The sequence below is a fragment of the Chitinibacter sp. GC72 genome (assembly GCF_009760905.1).
Lineage (GTDB): Bacteria > Pseudomonadota > Gammaproteobacteria > Burkholderiales > Chitinibacteraceae > Chitinibacter.
Genome location: NZ_VIRW01000020.1, coordinates 21,160 through 39,583, shown reverse-complemented (window position 1 = coordinate 39,583; position 18,424 = coordinate 21,160). Strand labels below are relative to the sequence as shown.

Genomic DNA, 18,424 nt, shown 5'->3' with positions numbered 1-18,424 from the left:
AAATAAGTGCGTTTTTTGTTGCGAAGACCGATTAGGTTCGGGGGAAATATCATTCACGGATAACATCAACTCCCTGCGGTGGGATAAAGTTGAAAGTCTGGGCTGAGATGGACTGATTTTGCTGCATTTTACTGAATTGAATACTTGTCGTCTGGTTAAATTGATCGTCCAGCTCCATCCGGTCCAGTTGTCCTTTAAGTAGCCCTATCCGGATTTGCGCAAAGCTGGTGTCTTTGTTTTTCGGGGTGAGAGCGACCCAGCTAATTCCGTTTTTGCTCGGCAAGGTTTGCAGATTAAAGCTCTGGCTCAGGTTGTTATTGCCAATCAGGATGGCCGCCGGGCTGGCGTCGAGTGCCTTGCTGGCCGGTTTAATGGTCACTTGTGCAAGATCGAGATCATAAAGCCAGACTTGCTGGCCATTGCTGATGATTTCTTGGTTATAGGGTTGGGCATAAGTCCATTTGAACTTGCCAGGGCGCAGCAGAAAAAACTGGCCATGGGAGTTTTCAACTTTGCCTGATTTTTGACGAACGGACTGGTTGAAATTGGCGCTGAGACTTTTAGTGTTGCCCAAGAAAAGCTGCAGCTCGTTGATGGCGGCATTGTTGGCAAAAGCAAGCTGCATCAATCCTGTGCTGGCAAGAGCGAAAATAATCTTGTGGGTGTTTAGTTTAAGCATCGGCTGTATTGCTGATCGTCATGAATGTCTTGGAGGCTAGCATGAAAAAAGCCCCGCAAGCGGGGCTTTGATAGCGGTATGCTAAAAATTACTTGGCTGGAACTGTTTCAACAACAACGCCAGTTACTTCGACTTCTACGCGACGATCCGGAGCCAGACACTCAACCAGTTTCGCACGAGTTTTCTTGCTGTCTTTGATGTTGTTGCAAGTGTCGCCAGTCACTGGATTTGCTTCTCCACGACCTTCAGCTGTAATCAATGCAGCAGCGTCAGGTGCTTGAGCAATCAGGTATTCGCGAACTGTGTTGGCGCGACGCTCTGATAGGGCTTGATTGTAAGCTTCAGAACCAATCCGGTCGGTGTAACCGATAACAACTGCCGAACCTTCAGAAGGTTTCAGTGTTTTCAACTCTACAACCAGTGCATCCAAAGCATCTTTGCCTGCAGGTTTCAGTGTTGCTTTATTGAAATCAAACAAAGCATCCGATTTCAGTGTGAATTGTTTTTTGTTAACGACAGCAGGTTTTGGCGCAACCACTACAGGTTTTGGCGCTACAACAGGTGCTACCACCGGTTCAACATAGCCTGGGCAGCCTTTTACAGCCTTATCAGCACTCCAAGAGCCAGATTGCCAGCATTCGCCGCGACCATTCTTTACGACGCCTTCTGGATTTGCTTCAGATACATTAGTGCCATTAGTCCAGTATGCAACAGTTGCCGCTTGAGCACTGAATGAGGCCATTGCTGCAACAACTACGAGGGAGGCGATAGATTGCTTGATCATTGGAGTTCTCCGTTAAATTAACTTCAAATATAAAATCAGTGGTGACGTCCCGAAACATATATATCACATCGACATCATACTTAGATTGCTCGCCCTAATTTAGCAGTACTTGCTTTCATATTCAAATTGAATAATCAATGTAAGTAGTATCAAGTATTGCCATTTACATTGCTGCAAATACATGACAGAAGCAGTTTCTAATTTACGTATATTCTAGGTGCATTGTGCTTGGGAGGGCAACCTTATTTCTGTAAACAAATGCACATTCTGCTTACACTTTGAGCTGGGATTGGTGCAAAAGCGCGGCTGTGCTAGAATCGCGAGCTGCTCTAAGTGGTATTTTTCCATCCTTGTTGGATTGTATGCGATCGCAGACTTGCCCTTTTGGGCAATGTGACTCGACAGTCTGATACAAACTTAAAGAAAACGCCAAACGCATGTCCGAACAATTTAGCTTTGCCAAAGAAACCATCCCCGTAAGTCTAGAAGAGGAAATGCGCCACTCCTATCTCGATTATGCCATGAGCGTAATTGTGGGCCGTGCGCTTCCCGATGTCCGTGACGGTCTGAAACCTGTACATCGCCGTATCCTCTTTGCGATGCACGAGAGCAGCAATGTCTGGAATCGCCCTTATGTGAAATGCGCGCGCGTGATAGGTGATGTGCTGGGTAAATACCACCCACATGGTGACTCGGCGGCTTATGAAGCTTTGGTACGGATGGCACAAGATTTTTCCTTGCGTTACACGTTGATCGACGGTCAAGGCAATTTCGGCTCGATCGACGGTGACCGCGCAGCGGCTTATCGGTATACCGAGTGTCGTTTGGAAAAAGTATCGAGCGAGCTGTTGGCTGATATCGACAAGGAAACTGTTGATTTTACGCCGAACTACGACGAGAAAGAGCTTGAGCCAACGGTTCTACCGACACGGATTCCAAACTTATTAATTAATGGTTCGTCAGGTATTGCAGTCGGTATGGCGACCAATATCCCTCCGCACAATATCACCGAGGTTATTGACGCCAGTCTGGCGCTGTTGGCCAATCCGGAACTGAGTATTGATGAACTGATTGACATTATCCCTGCTCCCGATTTTCCTACCGCCGGTATTATTTACGGTGTGCATGGTGTGCGTGAAGGCTACCGCACCGGCCGTGGCCGCGTGGTGATGCGCTCGCGCACGCACATCGAAGACTGCGGTAAAAATGGCGATCGTCAGGCGATTATCGTCGATGAGCTGCCATACCAAGTGAATAAAGCGCGCTTGCTTGAGCGTATTGCCGAGCTGGTGCGTGAGAAAACCTTGGAAGGTATTTCGGATCTGCGCGATGAATCGGATAAATCCGGCATGCGCGTGGTGATTGAGCTCAAACGCGGCGAAATGACCGACGTGGTGCTCAACAACCTGTTTAAACACACGCAATTACAGGATAGCTTTGGTATCAATATGGTGGCCTTGGTCGACGGCCAGCCACGCCTGTTGAATCTGAAACAAGTGCTTGAATGCTTCTTAAAACATCGCCGCGAAGTCGTAACGCGCCGCACGGTGTTCGAATTGCGCAAGGCGCGCGAACGCGGCCATGTACTGGAAGGCTTGGCAGTTGCCTTGTCGAACGTCGACGAGATGATTGCGCTGATTAAAGCTGCAGCAACGCCGCCAGAAGCCAAAATCGCGCTGATGAGCCGCGAATGGCGCTCTGCGCTGGTTGAAGACATGCTGTCACGCACCGATATCAACGCGTCGCGCCCTGATGGCCTTGGTGAAGAGTTTGGTCTATCGGGTACCGGCTATCGCTTGTCGGATGTGCAGGCACAAGAAATCTTGCAGATGCGTCTGCAGCGCCTCACTGGGCTGGAGCAAGACAAGATCGTCGGTGAATACAAAGAAGTCATGGATAAAATCCTCGACTTGCTCGATATCCTGGCGCGCGCCGAGCGTGTGACTGAAATCATTCAAAATGAGTTGACTGAAGTAAAAGCCAATTACGGCGACGTACGTCGCTCTGAAATCGTTGCGCATGGCGAAGATATTTGCCTGGAAGATCTGATTACACCGCAAGACATGGTCGTGACGCTGACGCATGGCGGCTATATGAAAACCACGCCGGTGGAAGAGTATCGCGCGCAAAAACGTGGCGGTCGCGGCAAGCAAGCTGCGGCAACGAAAGATGACGACTTTATCGATAGCCTGTTTATTGCCAATACCCACGACTACATTCTGTGCTTTAGCTCGCGTGGCCGCGTGTACTGGCTCAAAGTCTACGAGTTGCCACAAGGCGGCCGTACTAGCCGTGGTAAGCCGATTATTAATCTGTTGCCGCTCGAAGAAGGCGAGAAGATCAACGCCATCTTGCCGATCAAAGACTTCAGCGAAGACAAATACGTCTTTATGGCCACCGCCGATGGTACGGTGAAGAAAACCCCGCTCACTGATTTCTCTCGCCCGATGAAACGCGGCATTATCGCGATCAATCTGGACGAAGGTAATTATCTGGTTGGCGTGGCCTTAACTCGCGGTGCGGGTGGTGTGGTGCTCGAAGATGACGCAGCAGATGAAGATGTCGTTATCGATGATGAGAGCGCGGAAGAAGCTGGCGATGCCGTAGTTGGCATCGACGACGATCAGGTGATGTTGTTCTCCGATGCGGGTAAATCAGTGCGCTTTAGCCAAAGTAAAGTACGCCCAATGGGGCGGAACTCGAAAGGCGTGCGTGGCATGAAACTGGGTGAAGATCAGAAGGTGATCTCACTGCTGGTGGCTAATTCAGATGCCCAAATGGTGCTGACGGCCAGCAATGGCGGCTATGGCAAACGTACACCAGTGGGCGATTTCCGTCTGTCTGGTCGCGGCACGCAAGGTGTGATCGCCATGGACTTGACCGACAAGACTGGCTTGAAATTGGTTGCTGCGAGCTTGGTGGAAGAAACCGACGACGTCATGCTGATTACCACTGGTGGCGTACTGATCCGCACCAAAGTCTCGCAAATTCGCGAAACGGGTCGCTCGGCCCAAGGCGTACGCTTGATTAATCTGGATGACGGCGAGCAATTGTCTGGTCTGGAAAAAGTCTGCGAGCCGGAAGATGACGAAGAGAGCATTGAGGGTGAAGTGGTTGTGGATGTTACAGAAAATGACGCAGCTCCAACCGCAGATGCAGCACCTACTGGTGATGGTGCCGAGTAATTAATTAGTAGTAAATAAGATCACGAAAGAGGGATTTGCGATGAATAGCTTATGGTTACCCGTGGCAAATCCCGATTTTTTTGCCCAAGTCGGGCCGTGGTTTATGGCTTTACCGCATTGCAAAAAGCTAGGGCTGGAATTGGTTGCGGCGGAAAAGGGCAAAGTCACCATTAAATTGCCGTTCAAACCCGAACTCATCGGCAACCCCGAAACCCGCGTGCTACACGGCGGCGTGGTGACCTCTCTGATTGATACCTCCTCGGGCGTTGCGCTGTACACCTTGCTGCACGTGCCTGAAGCTGCAGCCACACTCGATTTACGCATCGATTACCTCCGCCCCGCCAAGCCTGATTTGCCGCTGTATTGCACGGCCGAATGCTATCGCTTAACCGACTCAATTGCCTTTACCCGTGCGACGGCGTATCAGGACGATCCCGCCAAGCCTGTTGCGCATTCCGTTGCGACATTTGCCCGCACGTCTCCAACCGACAAAAGTGAAGCCTAATGGAACAATCTACTTCTGAATTGTGCTCGGGTATATCGTCGTATGCCATGCTGGAAAAGGTTTTGGAGCAAATACCCTATGCCAAGCTGCTAGGCGTTCAGGTGCGCGAGCAAGATGAGCAACCGCTGTTTTACCTGCCGTACGCTGAAAAAAACATCGGCAATATCCTGTTGCCTGCCATCCATGGCGGTGTGATCGGTGGCTTTCTGGAAAATGCTGCGGTGTTGCACCTGATGTGGGCGCGCGAATCGGCTGGCATTCCGCGCATTGTCGATTTTTCGATTGATTATCTGCGTTCTGCCCGTGCGCTTGATCTGTATGGTCGCTGCGACATCGTGCGCCAAGGCAAGCGCGTTGCCAATGTGTTGATGACCGCTTGGCAAGATGATCCGGCCAAACCCGTGGCGATGGCACGCGCGCACTTTCTACTCGCATAAATGCATTGATCACCGCTAGATACTGGCGGTTGATTGGTAAGTACTCACTGTTCAAGAGATTGGCTTTATGACTCAAGTATTTAATTTTTCCTCTGGCCCAGCCGTGTTGCCCCCTGAAGTTTTGCGCCAAGTGCAGGCTGAATTGCTCGATTGGCATGGCTCGGGTATGAGCGTGATGGAAATGAGCCACCGCGGCCCTGAGTTTGGTCAGATTTTGGCCGAGGCTGAAGCTGACCTGCGCACCTTGCTGGGTATTCCTAGCAATTACAAAGTGCTGTTTTTACAAGGTGGCGCACATCTGCAATTTGCGATGCTGCCATTTAACTTTGCTGCCGCTGATAGCTCGGTGGATTTTGTGAATACCGGTCATTGGTCGAAAGTGGCGATCAAGGAAGTGAGCCGCTACGCCAAGGTCAATATCGCTGCGAGCAGTGAAGATAAAAACTTCAGCTATGTGCCGGACGAATCAAGTTGGACGCGCAGCCCAAACGCAGCGTTTTTGCACTATTGCAGCAATGAAACCATCGGCGGCGTTGAATTTAACTTCATCCCGAAATCGAATGGCGTGCCGCTGATTTGCGATATGTCGTCCAATATTTTGTCGCGCCCAGTCGACGTGAGCCAGTTCGGTATGATTTATGCTGGCGCGCAGAAAAACATGGGGCCATCGGGTGTGGCGGTGAGTATCGTGCGCGAGGACTTGCTGGGCAAGGCGCGCAGCGATACACCCACGATGCTGAACTACAAAACTTTTGCTGATAATGGCTCGATGTACAACACGCCACCGTCGTTCGGGATTTATGTCGCCGGTCTGGTGTACAAGCATGTGTTGGCGCAAGGCGGTTTGGCGGCGATGGAAGCGAAGAATATCGAGAAAGCCAATGTGCTGTATGCAGCCATTGATGCATCGAACGGTTTTTATAACTGCCCAACGGCGCTGGCTGATCGCTCGCGGATGAATATTCCATTTACTTTGGCCGACAGCCAACTGGATAGCAAATTCCTCGCAGGAGCCGAAGAGCGTCATTTATTGCAACTGAAAGGCCACCGCTCAGTAGGCGGCATGCGCGCGTCGATTTATAACGCGATGCCGCTGGCAGGCTGCCAAGCGTTGGCGGCGTATATGGCTGAGTTTGCGCAACAACACGGCTAATTAAAAGGAATCGACCATGGCTGGACAAGGTTCTGGCGGCAATGTGATCGCCGCGCTGTGCAGTTTCTTTATTCCCGGCTTGGGCCAATTGCTACAAGGTCGCTTGCTGAAAGCGGCGCTGATGTTTGTGCTGGCGGGCGTGTTGTGGGTGATCTTTATGGGTTGGATTATCCACCTGTGGTCGATTCTGGATGCAGCTAAATTTGATCCGAGTAAGAGTTAATGTCTGACGAACAATTGCAATTAATCCAACAGCATCGTGCAGCCATCGATGCGCTCGATGCGCAAATTTTGCAGCTGATCAATGAGCGTGCTCAGCACGCGCACCAGATTGGCGTGATTAAGGGTAGTGGGGTGGTGTATCGCCCCGAACGCGAAGCGCAAGTGCTGACGCGGATTAAAGAAATCAACCAAGGCCCGCTGTCGGGTGAGGCGGTGGCGCGCTTGTTCCGCGAAATCATGTCGGCCTGTCTGGCGCTGGAAAAACCGCTGACCATCGCGTATCTCGGGCCAGAGGGCACGTTCACGCAAGCAGCAGCGATCAAGCATTTTGGCCATGCCGCCAATACTTTGCCGTGCGCGTCGATTGATGAAGTGTTTCGCATCGTAGAAGCGGGTAGTGCCGATTACGCGGTGGCGCCGGTTGAAAACTCGACCGAAGGCGCGGTAGGGCGCACTTTGGATTTGATGGTCGGCAGTTCGCTAAAAATTTGCGGCGAAGTGGTGTTGCGGATTCACCATCATTTACTTCGTGCTACTGAAAGCATCGATGGGATTGGGCGCGTTTATGCCCATGCCCAGGCCTTGGCACAATGCCATGAGTGGCTCAATCAGAACTTGCCTGCGCATGTCGAGCGCATTTCGGTGTCGAGCAATGCCGAGGCGGCAAGGATGGCTAGCCTTGATCCAAGCTGCGCGGCGATTGCGGGTGACGCGGCAGCTGAAAAATATGTGCTCAATAAGCTCGCGCAAAATATCGAGGACGAGCCCAATAACACCACGCGTTTTCTGGTGCTTGGCGCGCAATCGTCGGCGCGTTCGGGCAAGGACAAAACCTCCTTGGTGATTTCTGCGCCTAACCGTGCCGGAGCGCTGCATGCTGTGGCCGAGCCTTTGGCGCGTAATGGTGTGTCGATGACTAAATTCGAGTCGCGCCCAAGTCGGACTGGGTTGTGGGAATATGTATTTTTTGCCGATGTGGAAGCCTATATCGACGATGAAAACATGCAAACGGCGTTGGCGGAATTGCAAAAAGTGGCGGCGTTTGTGAAGGTTTTAGGCTCCTATCCTCAAGCTGTCATCTGACGGTGGAAAACTACTGCGAAGCACGATGTCTGCGTTGTAAAAACACTCAAAATCCTCATGTACTTGAGTACATTCCGGTTTTTCGTCGTTTTTACGCCTTGCCCTCGCGCTTCTCGCTACGTTTTCCACTCTCCGCTTTGGTGCGGATATTGTTTGAATAAGGAAGCCTATGAAAGCCGTAACCGTATTTTGTGGTGCCCGCATGGGTGCGCGGGAGATTTATCGTGAAGCCGCGCAAACCTTGGGCAAAGAAATCGCCGAGCGCGGGATGACTTTGGTGTATGGCGGGGGTCATGTTGGTTTGATGGGCGCGGTGGCCGAAGCGGCGCTGCAGGCTGGCGGTCAAGTGATTGGCGTGATTCCGGAGTTTATGGTTGAGCGCGAATTGGGTTATGGCGCGTGTACGAGCTTGGAAGTGGTGGATTCAATGCACACGCGTAAAGCGCGGATGGCCGAGCTGACCGATGGTTTTATCGCGATGCCGGGTGGTTTTGGCACATTTGATGAGCTATTTGAAATATTGACGTGGGCGCAAATTGGCTTGCATGCCAAGCCGATTGGGCTATTGAATACCAATGATTATTTTGTGCCGCTGCGCGCCATGGTGGCGCATGCAGTGAATGAAGGTTTTGTCGGCGAGCGGGATGCGGCACGGCTGTTAATGGCCAATGACAGCACTGAATTGCTGCAAATTTTGCAGGGCGAGCCCAGCCAAAGCGCAGGTGAATGGTGGAAAACTTAGGTTTAGCAGTACCTGGCGATGCCAAACGGGCGGCGGAGTTGATTTATCAATCCGACGCCCCTTTTTACGACTACTGGTTTGCGCTGCCGCGCGAGCTAACGCTGATCAATCTGGCGCGACTGTGGCACGAGCCGAATGGCAGTTACAGTTATCGCAATGCGCAGGTGTTACGCAATGCCCAGGAAGAAATTATCGCGCTGGTTTTTCATTACCCTGCCGGGTATGGTGCACAACTTCAGATAGACGATAGCATAGAGCTACATACCCTGGCACTTGATCTGGATATCCTGCGCGCGCGCCAGCGTGACCTCGACTTTCTGTTTCCGCACGTACCCAATGATACGTGGTATTTGCGTACGATTGCGGTGCACGAAGATCACCGCAGCCAAGGTCTGGGCGCACGCATGCTCAGCCAAGTGATTTACACCGCCCGCCAAGCCGGCTTTGATCAGCTGCACGTCGACGTCGATAGTGGCAACCCCGGCGCGGTGCAGTTTTATCGCCGCCATGGCTTTGAAGTGCTGGTTGAGTCCAAAGTGCGCACTTTGACGCAATTTTCACTGCCCGCTAGTCTGCGGATGGTGAAGTCGCTGTAATAGCGAAAATTTGATTGTTTTGAACGTTTGAAAAGGAAAGTCGATGTCACTTGCTTCACTGGCCCCTGAATACATTCGCGCCATTGCGCCTTATCAACCGGGCAAACCGGTTTCCGAGTTGGCGCGTGAAATGAATCTTGATCCAGCCAAAATCGTCAAACTGGCATCGAATGAAAATCCGCTGGGCGTGGGGCCCAAAGCGCGCGCAGCCGTCGAGCGTGAACTCGCAGAATTGGCGCGCTACCCCGATGGGAACGGTTTCGATTTAAAAGCCAAAATCGCCGAGCGTTTCGCCGTAAATCTGGATCAAATCGTGCTCGGCAATGGCTCCAACGATATTTTGGAGCTGATCGCCCATGCATTTTTAAAGCAGGGCGATTCGGCGGTGTTTTCTGAATACGCTTTCGCTGTTTACCCGCTGGCAACGCAAGCGGTTGGTGCGAGCAATATCTGCGTCAAAGCTGTTGATTACGGCCACGATCTGGATGCAATGCGTGCGGCGATTCGCCCTGATACCAAAATCGTCTGGATTGCCAACCCGAATAATCCAACTGGCACGCTGGCACGCCCGGGCGATCTGATCGAGTTTCTGGAGCTATGCCCGAAAAATGTGCTGGTGGTGCTCGATGAAGCCTACACCGAGTTTTTGCCGCGCGAGAAACGCAGCGATTCAATCGGCTGGTTGAAACAGTTTGCCAATCTGATCGTCGTGCGTACCTTCAGCAAGGCTTATGGTCTGGCTGGCCTGCGCGTTGGCTTTGCACTCGCTAATCCGGAAGTCGCCGATATCTTAAATCGCATTCGCCAGCCGTTTAATGTGAACAGCCTTGCGCAAGCGGCGGCGGTAGCGGCGCTCGATGATCTGGAATTTTTAAAGCAATCGGTAGAAGTGAACGCTGCAGGCATGAAGCAGATTACCGAGGCGCTGCAAGAGCTGGGTTTGAGCTTTATTGAAAGCTATGGCAATTTTGTGACCTTCCACTGCGGTGATGCGGCGATGCTCAATCAATATATGCTTGAACGCGGCGTGATTGTGCGCCCGCTGGCTGGCTACAAAATGCCGAACAGCCTACGGGTGTCGATTGGTTTGCCTGAGGAAAATGCACGTTTTATCGAAGTGCTGCGCGAGGCGATGGAGGGCTGATGTGGTCGCTGGCGAGTGTCTCTGAGGCCGATTTTGAGGAATTACTCGCCATTCGCATTGCTGCGATGCGTGAAAGTCTGGAGCGTATCGGCCGGTATGATCCCGAGCGCGCGCGTCAGCGTCTGCGCGCCAACTTTGAGCCTACCGCGAGTCAGAAAATCGTCGTAGCCAATCAAGTGGTCGGCTTTTACGCGCTGCGTGAAGAGGAGCAGGCCTATGCTCTGGATCATTTGTATCTGCTGCCGCAGTGGCAAGGGCAGGGCATCGGTAGTGCCGTGCTAACGCACATCCGGCAGCAATGCAGTAGTAGCAGTAAGCCCATCCGGCTGGCAGCGCTGCGCGACAGCGACTCGAATCGTTTTTATCAGCGACATGGTTTTATTGCAGTTGCGGAGTCGGAGTGGGATATTGATTACGCCTGTAGGGGTATGTTGCTGTAGGCATTGACTGGCTTTGCCTTCAGGCTAATACATGGCGGTGTATTTTGCTAACCCAGATCAGCACACGATCGCTTATAATAGCGGCAATTCACCGCACTAGATGAAAAGGATATTGAGATGGTAGATCGTAATTACGTATCGGATTACACCAAATTCATGGAAAAATTCCTGCAGGAAAACCCTGAAGTGGCCAAAGGCCAGGTTGAAGGTCGTGCCCTGCTGTGGGATAAAGAGCCCATCGATCTGGATGAGCGTGCTCGCAACGAGCAGTCTGCTTTGAAAAAATAAGTTGCAACGCACCTCCAAGAAAAAACGCCATCACGATGATGGCGTTTTTTTATGGCACAACATAATCCCAGCGGCGCGTTTCAAAGTGGTAGTAGTGAAATGCATACATTTGTTTCGAATCGAGGTACCACAGCGTAGCTTGGCCGTTTTGTAGCTTATATCCGATGTGCGGCTCAGATCTGACCGCGTGTAGGCCGATTTCTTTAAGTGAGTCAGGATAGCGCTTCTGCTGCATGTTAAAGGCCGTAATTTTTGCAGCGATGGCGTTAAGTTGCTTTCGATCTTGCTGCCAGCGATATTCATGAATTGCAAAAATAAGCGCAAAGCTGACCACCCAGCAGAGTAATCGGAGGCGAACTTCATGCCAGTTACTCTGACCTGTGGCACATTTGACTAGCTCGATGAAATAAGCAATCGCCAAAAATGGCAGAATAAACCAGGCGAGCATCAAGGTTTGTCGCTGGTGGGTAAGTAAGATTAAGCTGATGCACCCAATAAAAGGGGCATATTTTCGAATCAAAGAGTCAAAACTCATTCTGCGCTCAACAGTAAAAAAAGAGGCCGAAGCCTCCTTTTTGGATCAGTCATGAATCTTATTACCTAGGTGGGTTATTTAGGTGCTACGCCGCCCACCACTTCCAGTGTTTCCCACTTGCCACCCTTAACTGTGTACAAAGCGATCGCGCCGTTTTTGATATCGCCTTTCTCATCGAAAGTGATCGCGCCAGTTGCGCCTTGGTAGTCGGTTTTAGCCAGCTCAGGAATGTATTTGGCTGGATCAGACGAGCCCGCTTTTTGCATTGCTGCCACCATCACTTTCACTGCGTCGTAGCAATAGGGTGCATAAAGCTGAACTTCAGTACCGAATTTGGCTTTGAATTTATCCAGGAAAGCCTGACCGCCGGCCATTTTGTCTTTTGGCATACCTGGAGATGAAGAAATCATACCTTCAGCGTCGCTACCTGCCAGTTTGATAAATTCTGGCGTTTGCGTACCGTCGCCGCCCATGACTTTGGCGTTGATGCCCAGTTTTTTAGCTTGTTTTTTCAGTGGCGCTGCTTGTGCATCCATGCCGCCGTAGAAAATCAGATCTGGCTTGCTGCCTTTGATGGTGGTCAGGATCGCGTTGAAGTCGGTTTCCTGATTGGTCGTAAATTCGCGACGCACCACTTCGGCGCCAGCAGCTTTCGCGGCTTTTTCGAATTCATCTGCCAGGCCTTGGCCGTAAGCAGTACGGTCGTCAATGATCGCTACTTTTTTCGCGCCCAATTTCACTGCGTATTCGCCCAGTACTTTACCTTGCTGTGCATCGTTAGCCATCACACGGAAGGCAGTTTTAAAGCCTTGTGCGGTGTAGGTGACTGCAGTGGCTGATGGAGAAATTTGCGCGATACCCGCATCAGAGTAGATTTTAGAGGCTGGGATTGTCGTGCCTGAGTTCAGGTGACCAATCACGCCCGCTACTTTTTGATCGACAAAACGTTGTGCAACCGTGGTAGCGGTTTTCGGATCGGCTTGGTCGTCTTCCGAAATCATTTCCAGTTTCATTTTTTTGCCGCCGATATCAACGCCACCCGCCTCGTTGATTTCGTCGATGGCCATTTTTACGCCATTTTCATTGTCTTTACCCAGGTGGGCGATATTGCCAGTCAGCGGGGCTGCGTGGCCGATTTTAATTACATCACCAGCGGGTGCCGCATCCACCGCGGCGGCAGGCGCAGCACTAGCTTGTTCGGTCGTGGCCGCGGGTTCTTGTTTGCCACATGCAGTCATGGCCAGAATGGCCGCAGCGATCAGGCTGTAACGAGCGATAGTCATTCGATATTTCCCCAGTGTGTATTTAAATAGTGGTGAGGCGTTTTTGTTTGAAACGGCAACTTCCAATGAGCGGCGTTCAAGCAGCTGTTTCATTAGAAGTGACAAATATCCGCTCTGCAATGTGGGCTGATGAATAAGGATTATCCTGTAGCTGCACCGCAACAGTTTTATGCTTTTTGAAGGGTGACAGTTGGCCCTGTGTGGTAATTGGCAGGCCAGAGCGCATTCTGCCTGTGTTGTTGCGCTGCAAAAAAGGGTTTGAGTGACGCTGGTCATCCTCTGGCGGGGGAGGCCTGCACCGCCGGAGAACTGTGCAAATTGCACAACACATCAGCCAAAGCAGTCAGGCCGGGCATTAAAAAAGGGAGCCTGCGGCTCCCTTTGGTAGTTCATGTTTGATCAGAATCGATCGGCTTACTTGGCGCCGCCGACCATTTCAGCCAGTTCCCACTGGCCATTCTTCACGGTGTAAACGCCTACTGCCGCGTTTTTCACATCGCCTTTTTCATCAAAACTGATCGGGCCGGTCAGGCCTTGATGTTCGATTTTAGCCAGCACGGGCAGGTATTTGGCCGGGTCAGCCGAGCCTGCCTGTTTCATGGCTGCCAGCATCAGCTTGGTGGCATCGTAGCTGTACGGTGCATAGACTTGGACTTCAACGCCGAATTTGGCTTTGAATTTGTCCTTGAATTCCTTGCCGCCTGGCATTTGATCAACAGACTGGCCCGCAGACGAACCAAAAGTGCCTTCGGCATCAGCGCCAGCTAGCTTGAGGAATTCGGGTGATTTTGTACCATCAGCGCCCATCACAATGGCAGTGAGACCGAGTTTTTTGCTTTGTTTTTTCAATGGTGCTGATTGTGCATCCATGCCGCCGTAGAAAATGAGATCGGGCTTCACGCTCTTGATATTGGTCAGGATGGCGTTGAAGTCGGTTTCCTGATTGGTGGTAAATTCGCGTTTTACGATTTGGGCGCCTGCAGCTTTGGCGGCTTTTTCAAACTCATCGGCCAAACCTTGGCCGTAGGCGGTACGGTCATCCACAATGGCGACTTTTTTCGCGTTCAATTTGCCAACGGCGTACTGCGCCAGCACCAGACCTTGCTGACCATCGTTGGCGGTTAGGCGGAATGTGGTTTTAAAGCCCTGTGCGGTGTAGGCCAGTGCGGTGGCAGAAGGAGAAATCTGCGGAATACCTGCGTCGGAGTAGATTTTTGACGCCGGAATGCTGGTGCCTGAAGTCAAATGGCCAATGACACCGGCGATTTTCTGATCCACAAAGCGCTGGGCAACCGTCGTGGCATTTTTCGGGTCGGCTTGGTCATCTTCCGATACCAGCGCTACTTTCTTTTTCGCGCCATCTACGTCCAGACCGCCTTCGGCATTGATTTCTTCAATCGCCATTTGTGCGCCGTATTCAACATCCTTGCCCAAATGCGCGATATTGCCGGTCAATGGTGCAGCCAGACCGATTTTAACCGTGTCGCCGCTGGCGCTGGCCGTTTCTGCGGCCGGAGCGCTGGCTTCAGTGCCGGCAGGAGCTTGTTGTTTACACGCAGACAGGCCAACAATAGCCGCTGCAATCAGGGTGTACGATGCCAATTTCATGATGTGCGTTTCCGAAGAATGATCAGGAGGAAAAAGCCGACAATCAGGCGCAAACCGGCACCTGACGCGTGCTTGTCATCTTGAAGCAGGGCATGCCTGATGAATACTGGGGCTATCCTGTATCGGTCGGAAAATGGGCAAACTGTACTGCTTGGCGTTCAGAGATTGAGGCGTTCAGACGCTCAGATCAAGCTGCTGTACGCTGCCCACCCGGCCATTTTCGTGCAGATAGACGCCCGAGCTGCGAATTTGGCCGTAATTCTGGTTTTGGCTATTGTTCAGGTCAAAATCGCCGCGCGCATAGCCCAGGTAAATGGCGCCGATTTTCATCTCCAGCAGCGTTTTAAGTTGATCCTGCCCGCTGGCGTCTTTTAGCCACAGTTTCAGGTCGGCGTAGACCGGGTCGGCTTCGTCTATCCAGCCGTTAGTGTCTTGATCGTACTGCGCCAGATCGGCAAAGCCATTGCCGCTTTGCGCGCCAAACAGCTCTTTGCCGTGATTGATTTTGCCATCGTGATTGTGGTCCAGTGCGAGGTAAGCGCTGCCACGGTTGAGCTGGTGGATTTGCTCGGCTTTGCCATCCGAATCAATGTCAAAGCTGAAGGTTTTGTCCGATAGCGTGACCACTGGCGCGTCATAGTTGAGCACCAGCGGGTCTTTTTTCGGGCGTGCGGCGCTGCCGGTGGCAATGCTCAGATCAACACGCTGGCTAAAACTGCGGCTGAGGCTTAATTCAGCTTCAAAGCTGATCTCGCGCCCGTCGGCTGTTTTGATGGTGCCGCTGGTGGCAAAGCGGGTTTGCTCGCTTTCATGCTCACTGGCATGGTACTCGATTTGCCAGCCATCCTCCAATTGAATGGGCTGGGTGCTTGCCTGGGTATTGCTCCGTGAAGGTTGCTCTGATTGATCTGCAGGCTTATACCCTAGCTTTATTTCGCGCCCCAGCATGGCTTCGATCAGGCTTTTGATCAGTTTGATTCTGGGGTCGTTCTCGATCGCCTCCTGCTGCTCGTCCAACATGCGGGCGGCGCTGGATATTTCTACCGATTCGTCTGCTGCTTGCGGGATCGGGCGCGGGGCTTCATAGCGCACCGACAGGCTTTCGCTCTGTTCGCGGCGAAAGCTGCGCTGGGCGCTGAGGGTTAGATCGGATTCGCTAATACGCATGATGCACCTCGGCTGGTGGGCATGCGAAGGCGGCGCTTGCGCATGCAAAGCATGCTGAACTTATCGGCGTGAATGGTCGCTTTTACAGGTGCCCCAGCTCGGCCAGCGACACGATCTGATGGGCGGCAACGATAAAATGGTCCAGCAGCTTGATGTCGAGCAACTCCAGAGCGTGCTGTAGCTGGCGGGTGAGCAGAATATCGGCGCTGGAGGGCTCGGCACTGCCGCTGGGGTGATTATGTGCCACGATAATCGCCGCGGCATTGTGCGCAATCGCATGCTTGGCCAGCTCGCGCGGGTAAACACGCGTCTCGTTCAGTGTGCCTTTAAATAAGGTTTCGGCGGCGATCAGCCGATAGCCAGTGTCAAGATAGAGAGCATGAAATTCTTCATGGCGGATGCCGCGCAAGCGCAGGCGCAAAAAATCACGTACGGCGGTGGGGTTTTCAAATGAATCGCGCGCTTTCAGTTGCTCGGCCAGCGCGCGGCGGCTCATTTCGAGCACCGCTTGCAATTGCGCATATTTGGCCGCACCAATGCCGCTAATGGCGTCAAAATCGTGCAGGCTGGCGGCAAACAGTGCTTCGAGCGAGCCGAAATGGCCGAGCAACTCACGCGCCAGATCAACCGCCGATTTGCCGGGCAAGCCAACACGTAGAAAAATCGCCAGCAATTCGGCATCCGAGAGCGAAACTGCGCCATGGGCGAGTAATTTCTCGCGCGGGCGCTCGTCGGCAGGCCAATCAGTAATCGACATAGGATTTTTTCTGTAAACTGTCGGACATTCTTTCTAGCAGAGGCGCGCAAGCTGTGAGCGCAATTAATCAGAAAAAAATCGTACTGGGTATTACCGGCGGTGTGGCGGCGTATAAATCGGCCGAATTAACCCGGCTGCTGGTCAAGGCCGGTTACGACGTGCATGTGGTGATGAGCGAGGCGGCGACACATTTTGTCGGTACGGTGACGTTTCAGGCCCTGAGCGGCAATATTGTTTACACCGATCAGTGGGATGCGCGGCGGCCCAATAATATGCCGCATATCGATTTAACGCGCGGCGCGGCCGCGGTGCTGGTGGCGCCCGCGTCGGCCGATTTTCTGGCCAAAGTGGCACACGGGCAGTGCGATGATCTGCTCTCAACCTTGGTTGCTGCGCGTGATTGCCCTTTGATGGTTGCGCCAGCGATGAATCGCCAGATGTGGGAAAACCCGCCCAATCAGCGCAATATCGCGCAATTGCAAGCCGATGGCGTGGCGATCTTTGGCCCGGGTCATGGCGAGCAGGCTTGTGGTGAAGTGGGTGACGGGCGAATGCTCGAAGCGGCAGAAATTTTCGATTACCTCGAAGCGGCTTTGCAGCCCAAAGTGCTCAAAGGCCGTCGCGTGCTGATTACTGCTGGCCCGACTTTCGAGCGCATCGACGCCGTGCGCGGCATTACCAATACCAGCAGCGGCAAAATGGGCTACGCGATTGCACGGGCTGCGTATGAGGCTGGCGCCGAAGTGGTGCTGGTGTCGGGCGAAACTGCTTTGCCGACGCCCATCGGTGCGCGGCGGATTAATGTGCAATCAGCGCAGCAAATGCTGGCCGCAGTGGAGGCCGAAGTGGCCGCGAGCGATATTTTCATCGGCGTGGCGGCAGTGGCTGATTACTATGTGCTCAATCCATCCGAGCAGAAAATCAAAAAAGACGCGCATATTCTAACGCTCGAGCTCGCGCCGAACCCCGATATTCTGGCTGGCGTATCATCGCGCCCGAATCCGCCATTCTGTGTCGGCTTTGCTGCCGAGTCGGAAAACCTACTCGAATACGCCGAAGCCAAACGCCAGCGCAAAAAGCTGCCGCTGCTGGTCGCCAATTTAGTGCAAAACGCCTTTGGCGCGGACACCAATGAAGTGGTGCTGCTTGACGATCACGGCGAAACGCGGCTGCACAGCGCGCCGAAAATCGATATTGCGCGCAAATTGATGGCGCATATTGCCCGGCTTTATCCTAGCGCGAAGAAAGATTGATTGCGTAATAGCTGATGGGTATTGCCCTGAAGGGCAATCCTGATCTTATTTGTAGCGATATACCCATAAAGGAAATGATATGAGCAAGAAAACCATGGATGTAAAAATCCTCGATGCCCGCCTGAAAGACAATCTGCCTGCCTATGCCACGCCGGGTGCTGCGGGGCTGGACTTGCGTGCATGTCTGGACGCGCCAATCGAGCTGGCACCGGGCGCAACGACGCTGGTGCCCACCGGCATGGCGATTCATCTGGAAGATCCGACACTGGCGGCGATGATCCTGCCGCGCTCGGGTCTGGGCCACAAGCATGGCATCGTGCTGGGCAATCTGGTTGGCCTGATCGATTCGGATTATCAGGGCCAGCTGTTTGTGTCGGTGTGGAACCGCGGCAACGCCAGCTTTACGATTCAGCCGCTGGAGCGGATTGCGCAGCTGGTGATCGTGCCGGTGGTGCAGGTGGCGTTTAATATCGTCGATGAATTTGCCGAGTCAGATCGTGGCGAAGGCGGTTTTGGTAGTACTGGCAAGCACTAAAGTACAGAGGCTGTTTAGCCCCTTTAAA

20 protein-coding genes are annotated in these 18,424 nt (G+C 52.7%); 13 read left to right on the top strand and 7 right to left on the bottom strand.

The features are described from left to right. Positions 1-49: 49 nt before the first annotated feature. Both lolA and FLS37_RS13845 read right to left on the bottom strand, forming a co-directional pair. A complete protein-coding gene (gene lolA / locus FLS37_RS13850) occupies positions 50-679 on the bottom strand; it encodes an outer membrane lipoprotein chaperone LolA (RefSeq protein WP_157670565.1) in 630 nt (209 codons plus the stop codon). Between the two features lie 88 nt (positions 680-767). Continuing rightward, positions 768-1,463, bottom strand: a complete 696-nt coding sequence (locus tag FLS37_RS13845; RefSeq protein WP_157670564.1) for an OmpA family protein — start codon at positions 1,461-1,463, stop codon at positions 768-770. A gap of 437 nt (positions 1,464-1,900) precedes the next feature. Here FLS37_RS13845 and gyrA point away from each other — a divergent pair, with 437 nt between their 5' ends. From gyrA to FLS37_RS13790, 11 genes are all read left to right on the top strand, one after another. Further along, positions 1,901-4,648 carry a DNA gyrase subunit A gene (gyrA, locus tag FLS37_RS13840; protein WP_157670563.1) on the top strand — a complete coding sequence of 916 codons (2,748 nt, stop codon included), beginning with the start codon at positions 1,901-1,903 and terminating at the stop codon, positions 4,646-4,648. 40 nt (positions 4,649-4,688) lie between these two features. Beyond that, positions 4,689-5,153 (top strand): PaaI family thioesterase, encoded by a 465-nt coding sequence (locus FLS37_RS13835; protein WP_157670562.1) that lies wholly within the window; start codon positions 4,689-4,691, stop codon positions 5,151-5,153. Beyond that, positions 5,153-5,590: a PaaI family thioesterase gene (locus tag FLS37_RS13830; protein ID WP_157670561.1), complete on the top strand. Its 438-nt coding sequence runs from the start codon at positions 5,153-5,155 to the stop codon at positions 5,588-5,590. Before FLS37_RS13835 ends, FLS37_RS13830 begins: the two co-directional genes overlap by 1 nt. Positions 5,591-5,657: 67 nt before the next feature. Continuing rightward, positions 5,658-6,743, top strand: a complete 1,086-nt coding sequence (serC, locus tag FLS37_RS13825) for a 3-phosphoserine/phosphohydroxythreonine transaminase (protein ID WP_157670560.1) — start codon at positions 5,658-5,660, stop codon at positions 6,741-6,743. A gap of 16 nt (positions 6,744-6,759) precedes the next feature. Next, positions 6,760-6,966, top strand: a complete 207-nt coding sequence (locus FLS37_RS13820; RefSeq protein ID WP_157670559.1) for a hypothetical protein — start codon at positions 6,760-6,762, stop codon at positions 6,964-6,966. Then, positions 6,966-8,048 (top strand): prephenate dehydratase, encoded by a 1,083-nt coding sequence (gene pheA, locus FLS37_RS13815; RefSeq protein ID WP_157670558.1) that lies wholly within the window; start codon positions 6,966-6,968, stop codon positions 8,046-8,048. The genes FLS37_RS13820 and pheA overlap by 1 nt, the downstream gene beginning before the upstream one ends. A 169-nt stretch (positions 8,049-8,217) precedes the next feature. After that, complete coding sequence (locus tag FLS37_RS13810; protein WP_157670557.1) at positions 8,218-8,790, top strand: TIGR00730 family Rossman fold protein; 573 nt, start codon at positions 8,218-8,220, stop codon at positions 8,788-8,790. Further along, a complete protein-coding gene (locus tag FLS37_RS13805) occupies positions 8,775-9,386 on the top strand; it encodes an N-acetyltransferase (RefSeq protein ID WP_157670556.1) in 612 nt (203 codons plus the stop codon). Before FLS37_RS13810 ends, FLS37_RS13805 begins: the two co-directional genes overlap by 16 nt. 43 nt (positions 9,387-9,429) lie before the next feature. Then, a complete protein-coding gene (gene hisC, locus FLS37_RS13800) occupies positions 9,430-10,530 on the top strand; it encodes a histidinol-phosphate transaminase (protein WP_157670555.1) in 1,101 nt (366 codons plus the stop codon). Continuing rightward, positions 10,530-10,970, top strand: a complete 441-nt coding sequence (locus FLS37_RS13795; protein ID WP_157670554.1) for a GNAT family N-acetyltransferase — start codon at positions 10,530-10,532, stop codon at positions 10,968-10,970. Before hisC ends, FLS37_RS13795 begins: the two co-directional genes overlap by 1 nt. A 117-nt stretch (positions 10,971-11,087) precedes the next feature. Then, positions 11,088-11,258 (top strand): DUF3460 family protein, encoded by a 171-nt coding sequence (locus FLS37_RS13790; RefSeq protein ID WP_157670553.1) that lies wholly within the window; start codon positions 11,088-11,090, stop codon positions 11,256-11,258. 49 nt (positions 11,259-11,307) lie between these two features. On the opposite strand, the gene FLS37_RS13785 is transcribed toward FLS37_RS13790, so the two are convergent. The 5 genes from FLS37_RS13785 to radC form a co-directional block, all read right to left on the bottom strand. Further along, a complete protein-coding gene (locus FLS37_RS13785) occupies positions 11,308-11,793 on the bottom strand; it encodes a hypothetical protein (RefSeq protein WP_157670552.1) in 486 nt (161 codons plus the stop codon). A 74-nt stretch (positions 11,794-11,867) separates the two neighbouring features. Further along, positions 11,868-13,076, bottom strand: a complete 1,209-nt coding sequence (locus tag FLS37_RS13780) for a branched-chain amino acid ABC transporter substrate-binding protein (RefSeq protein ID WP_157670551.1) — start codon at positions 13,074-13,076, stop codon at positions 11,868-11,870. 414 nt (positions 13,077-13,490) lie between these two features. Beyond that, entirely contained in the window at positions 13,491-14,684 is a 1,194-nt protein-coding gene (locus FLS37_RS13775) for a branched-chain amino acid ABC transporter substrate-binding protein (RefSeq protein WP_157670550.1), read from the bottom strand. Positions 14,685-14,858: 174 nt separating this feature from the next. Next, on the bottom strand, positions 14,859-15,851 hold the full coding sequence (locus FLS37_RS13770) for a VCBS repeat-containing protein (protein WP_157670549.1): 993 nt from the start codon (positions 15,849-15,851) through the stop codon (positions 14,859-14,861). An 82-nt stretch (positions 15,852-15,933) separates the two neighbouring features. Next, positions 15,934-16,608, bottom strand: a complete 675-nt coding sequence (gene radC, locus FLS37_RS13765) for a DNA repair protein RadC (RefSeq protein ID WP_157670548.1) — start codon at positions 16,606-16,608, stop codon at positions 15,934-15,936. A gap of 62 nt (positions 16,609-16,670) precedes the next feature. Between radC and coaBC the strand changes: the two genes are divergently transcribed. Beyond that, entirely contained in the window at positions 16,671-17,861 is a 1,191-nt protein-coding gene (gene coaBC / locus FLS37_RS13760; RefSeq protein WP_157670581.1) for a bifunctional phosphopantothenoylcysteine decarboxylase/phosphopantothenate--cysteine ligase CoaBC, read from the top strand. 79 nt (positions 17,862-17,940) lie between these two features. Continuing rightward, complete coding sequence (gene dut / locus FLS37_RS13755) at positions 17,941-18,396, top strand: dUTP diphosphatase (protein WP_198314638.1); 456 nt, start codon at positions 17,941-17,943, stop codon at positions 18,394-18,396. Positions 18,397-18,424: the final 28 nt, after the last annotated feature.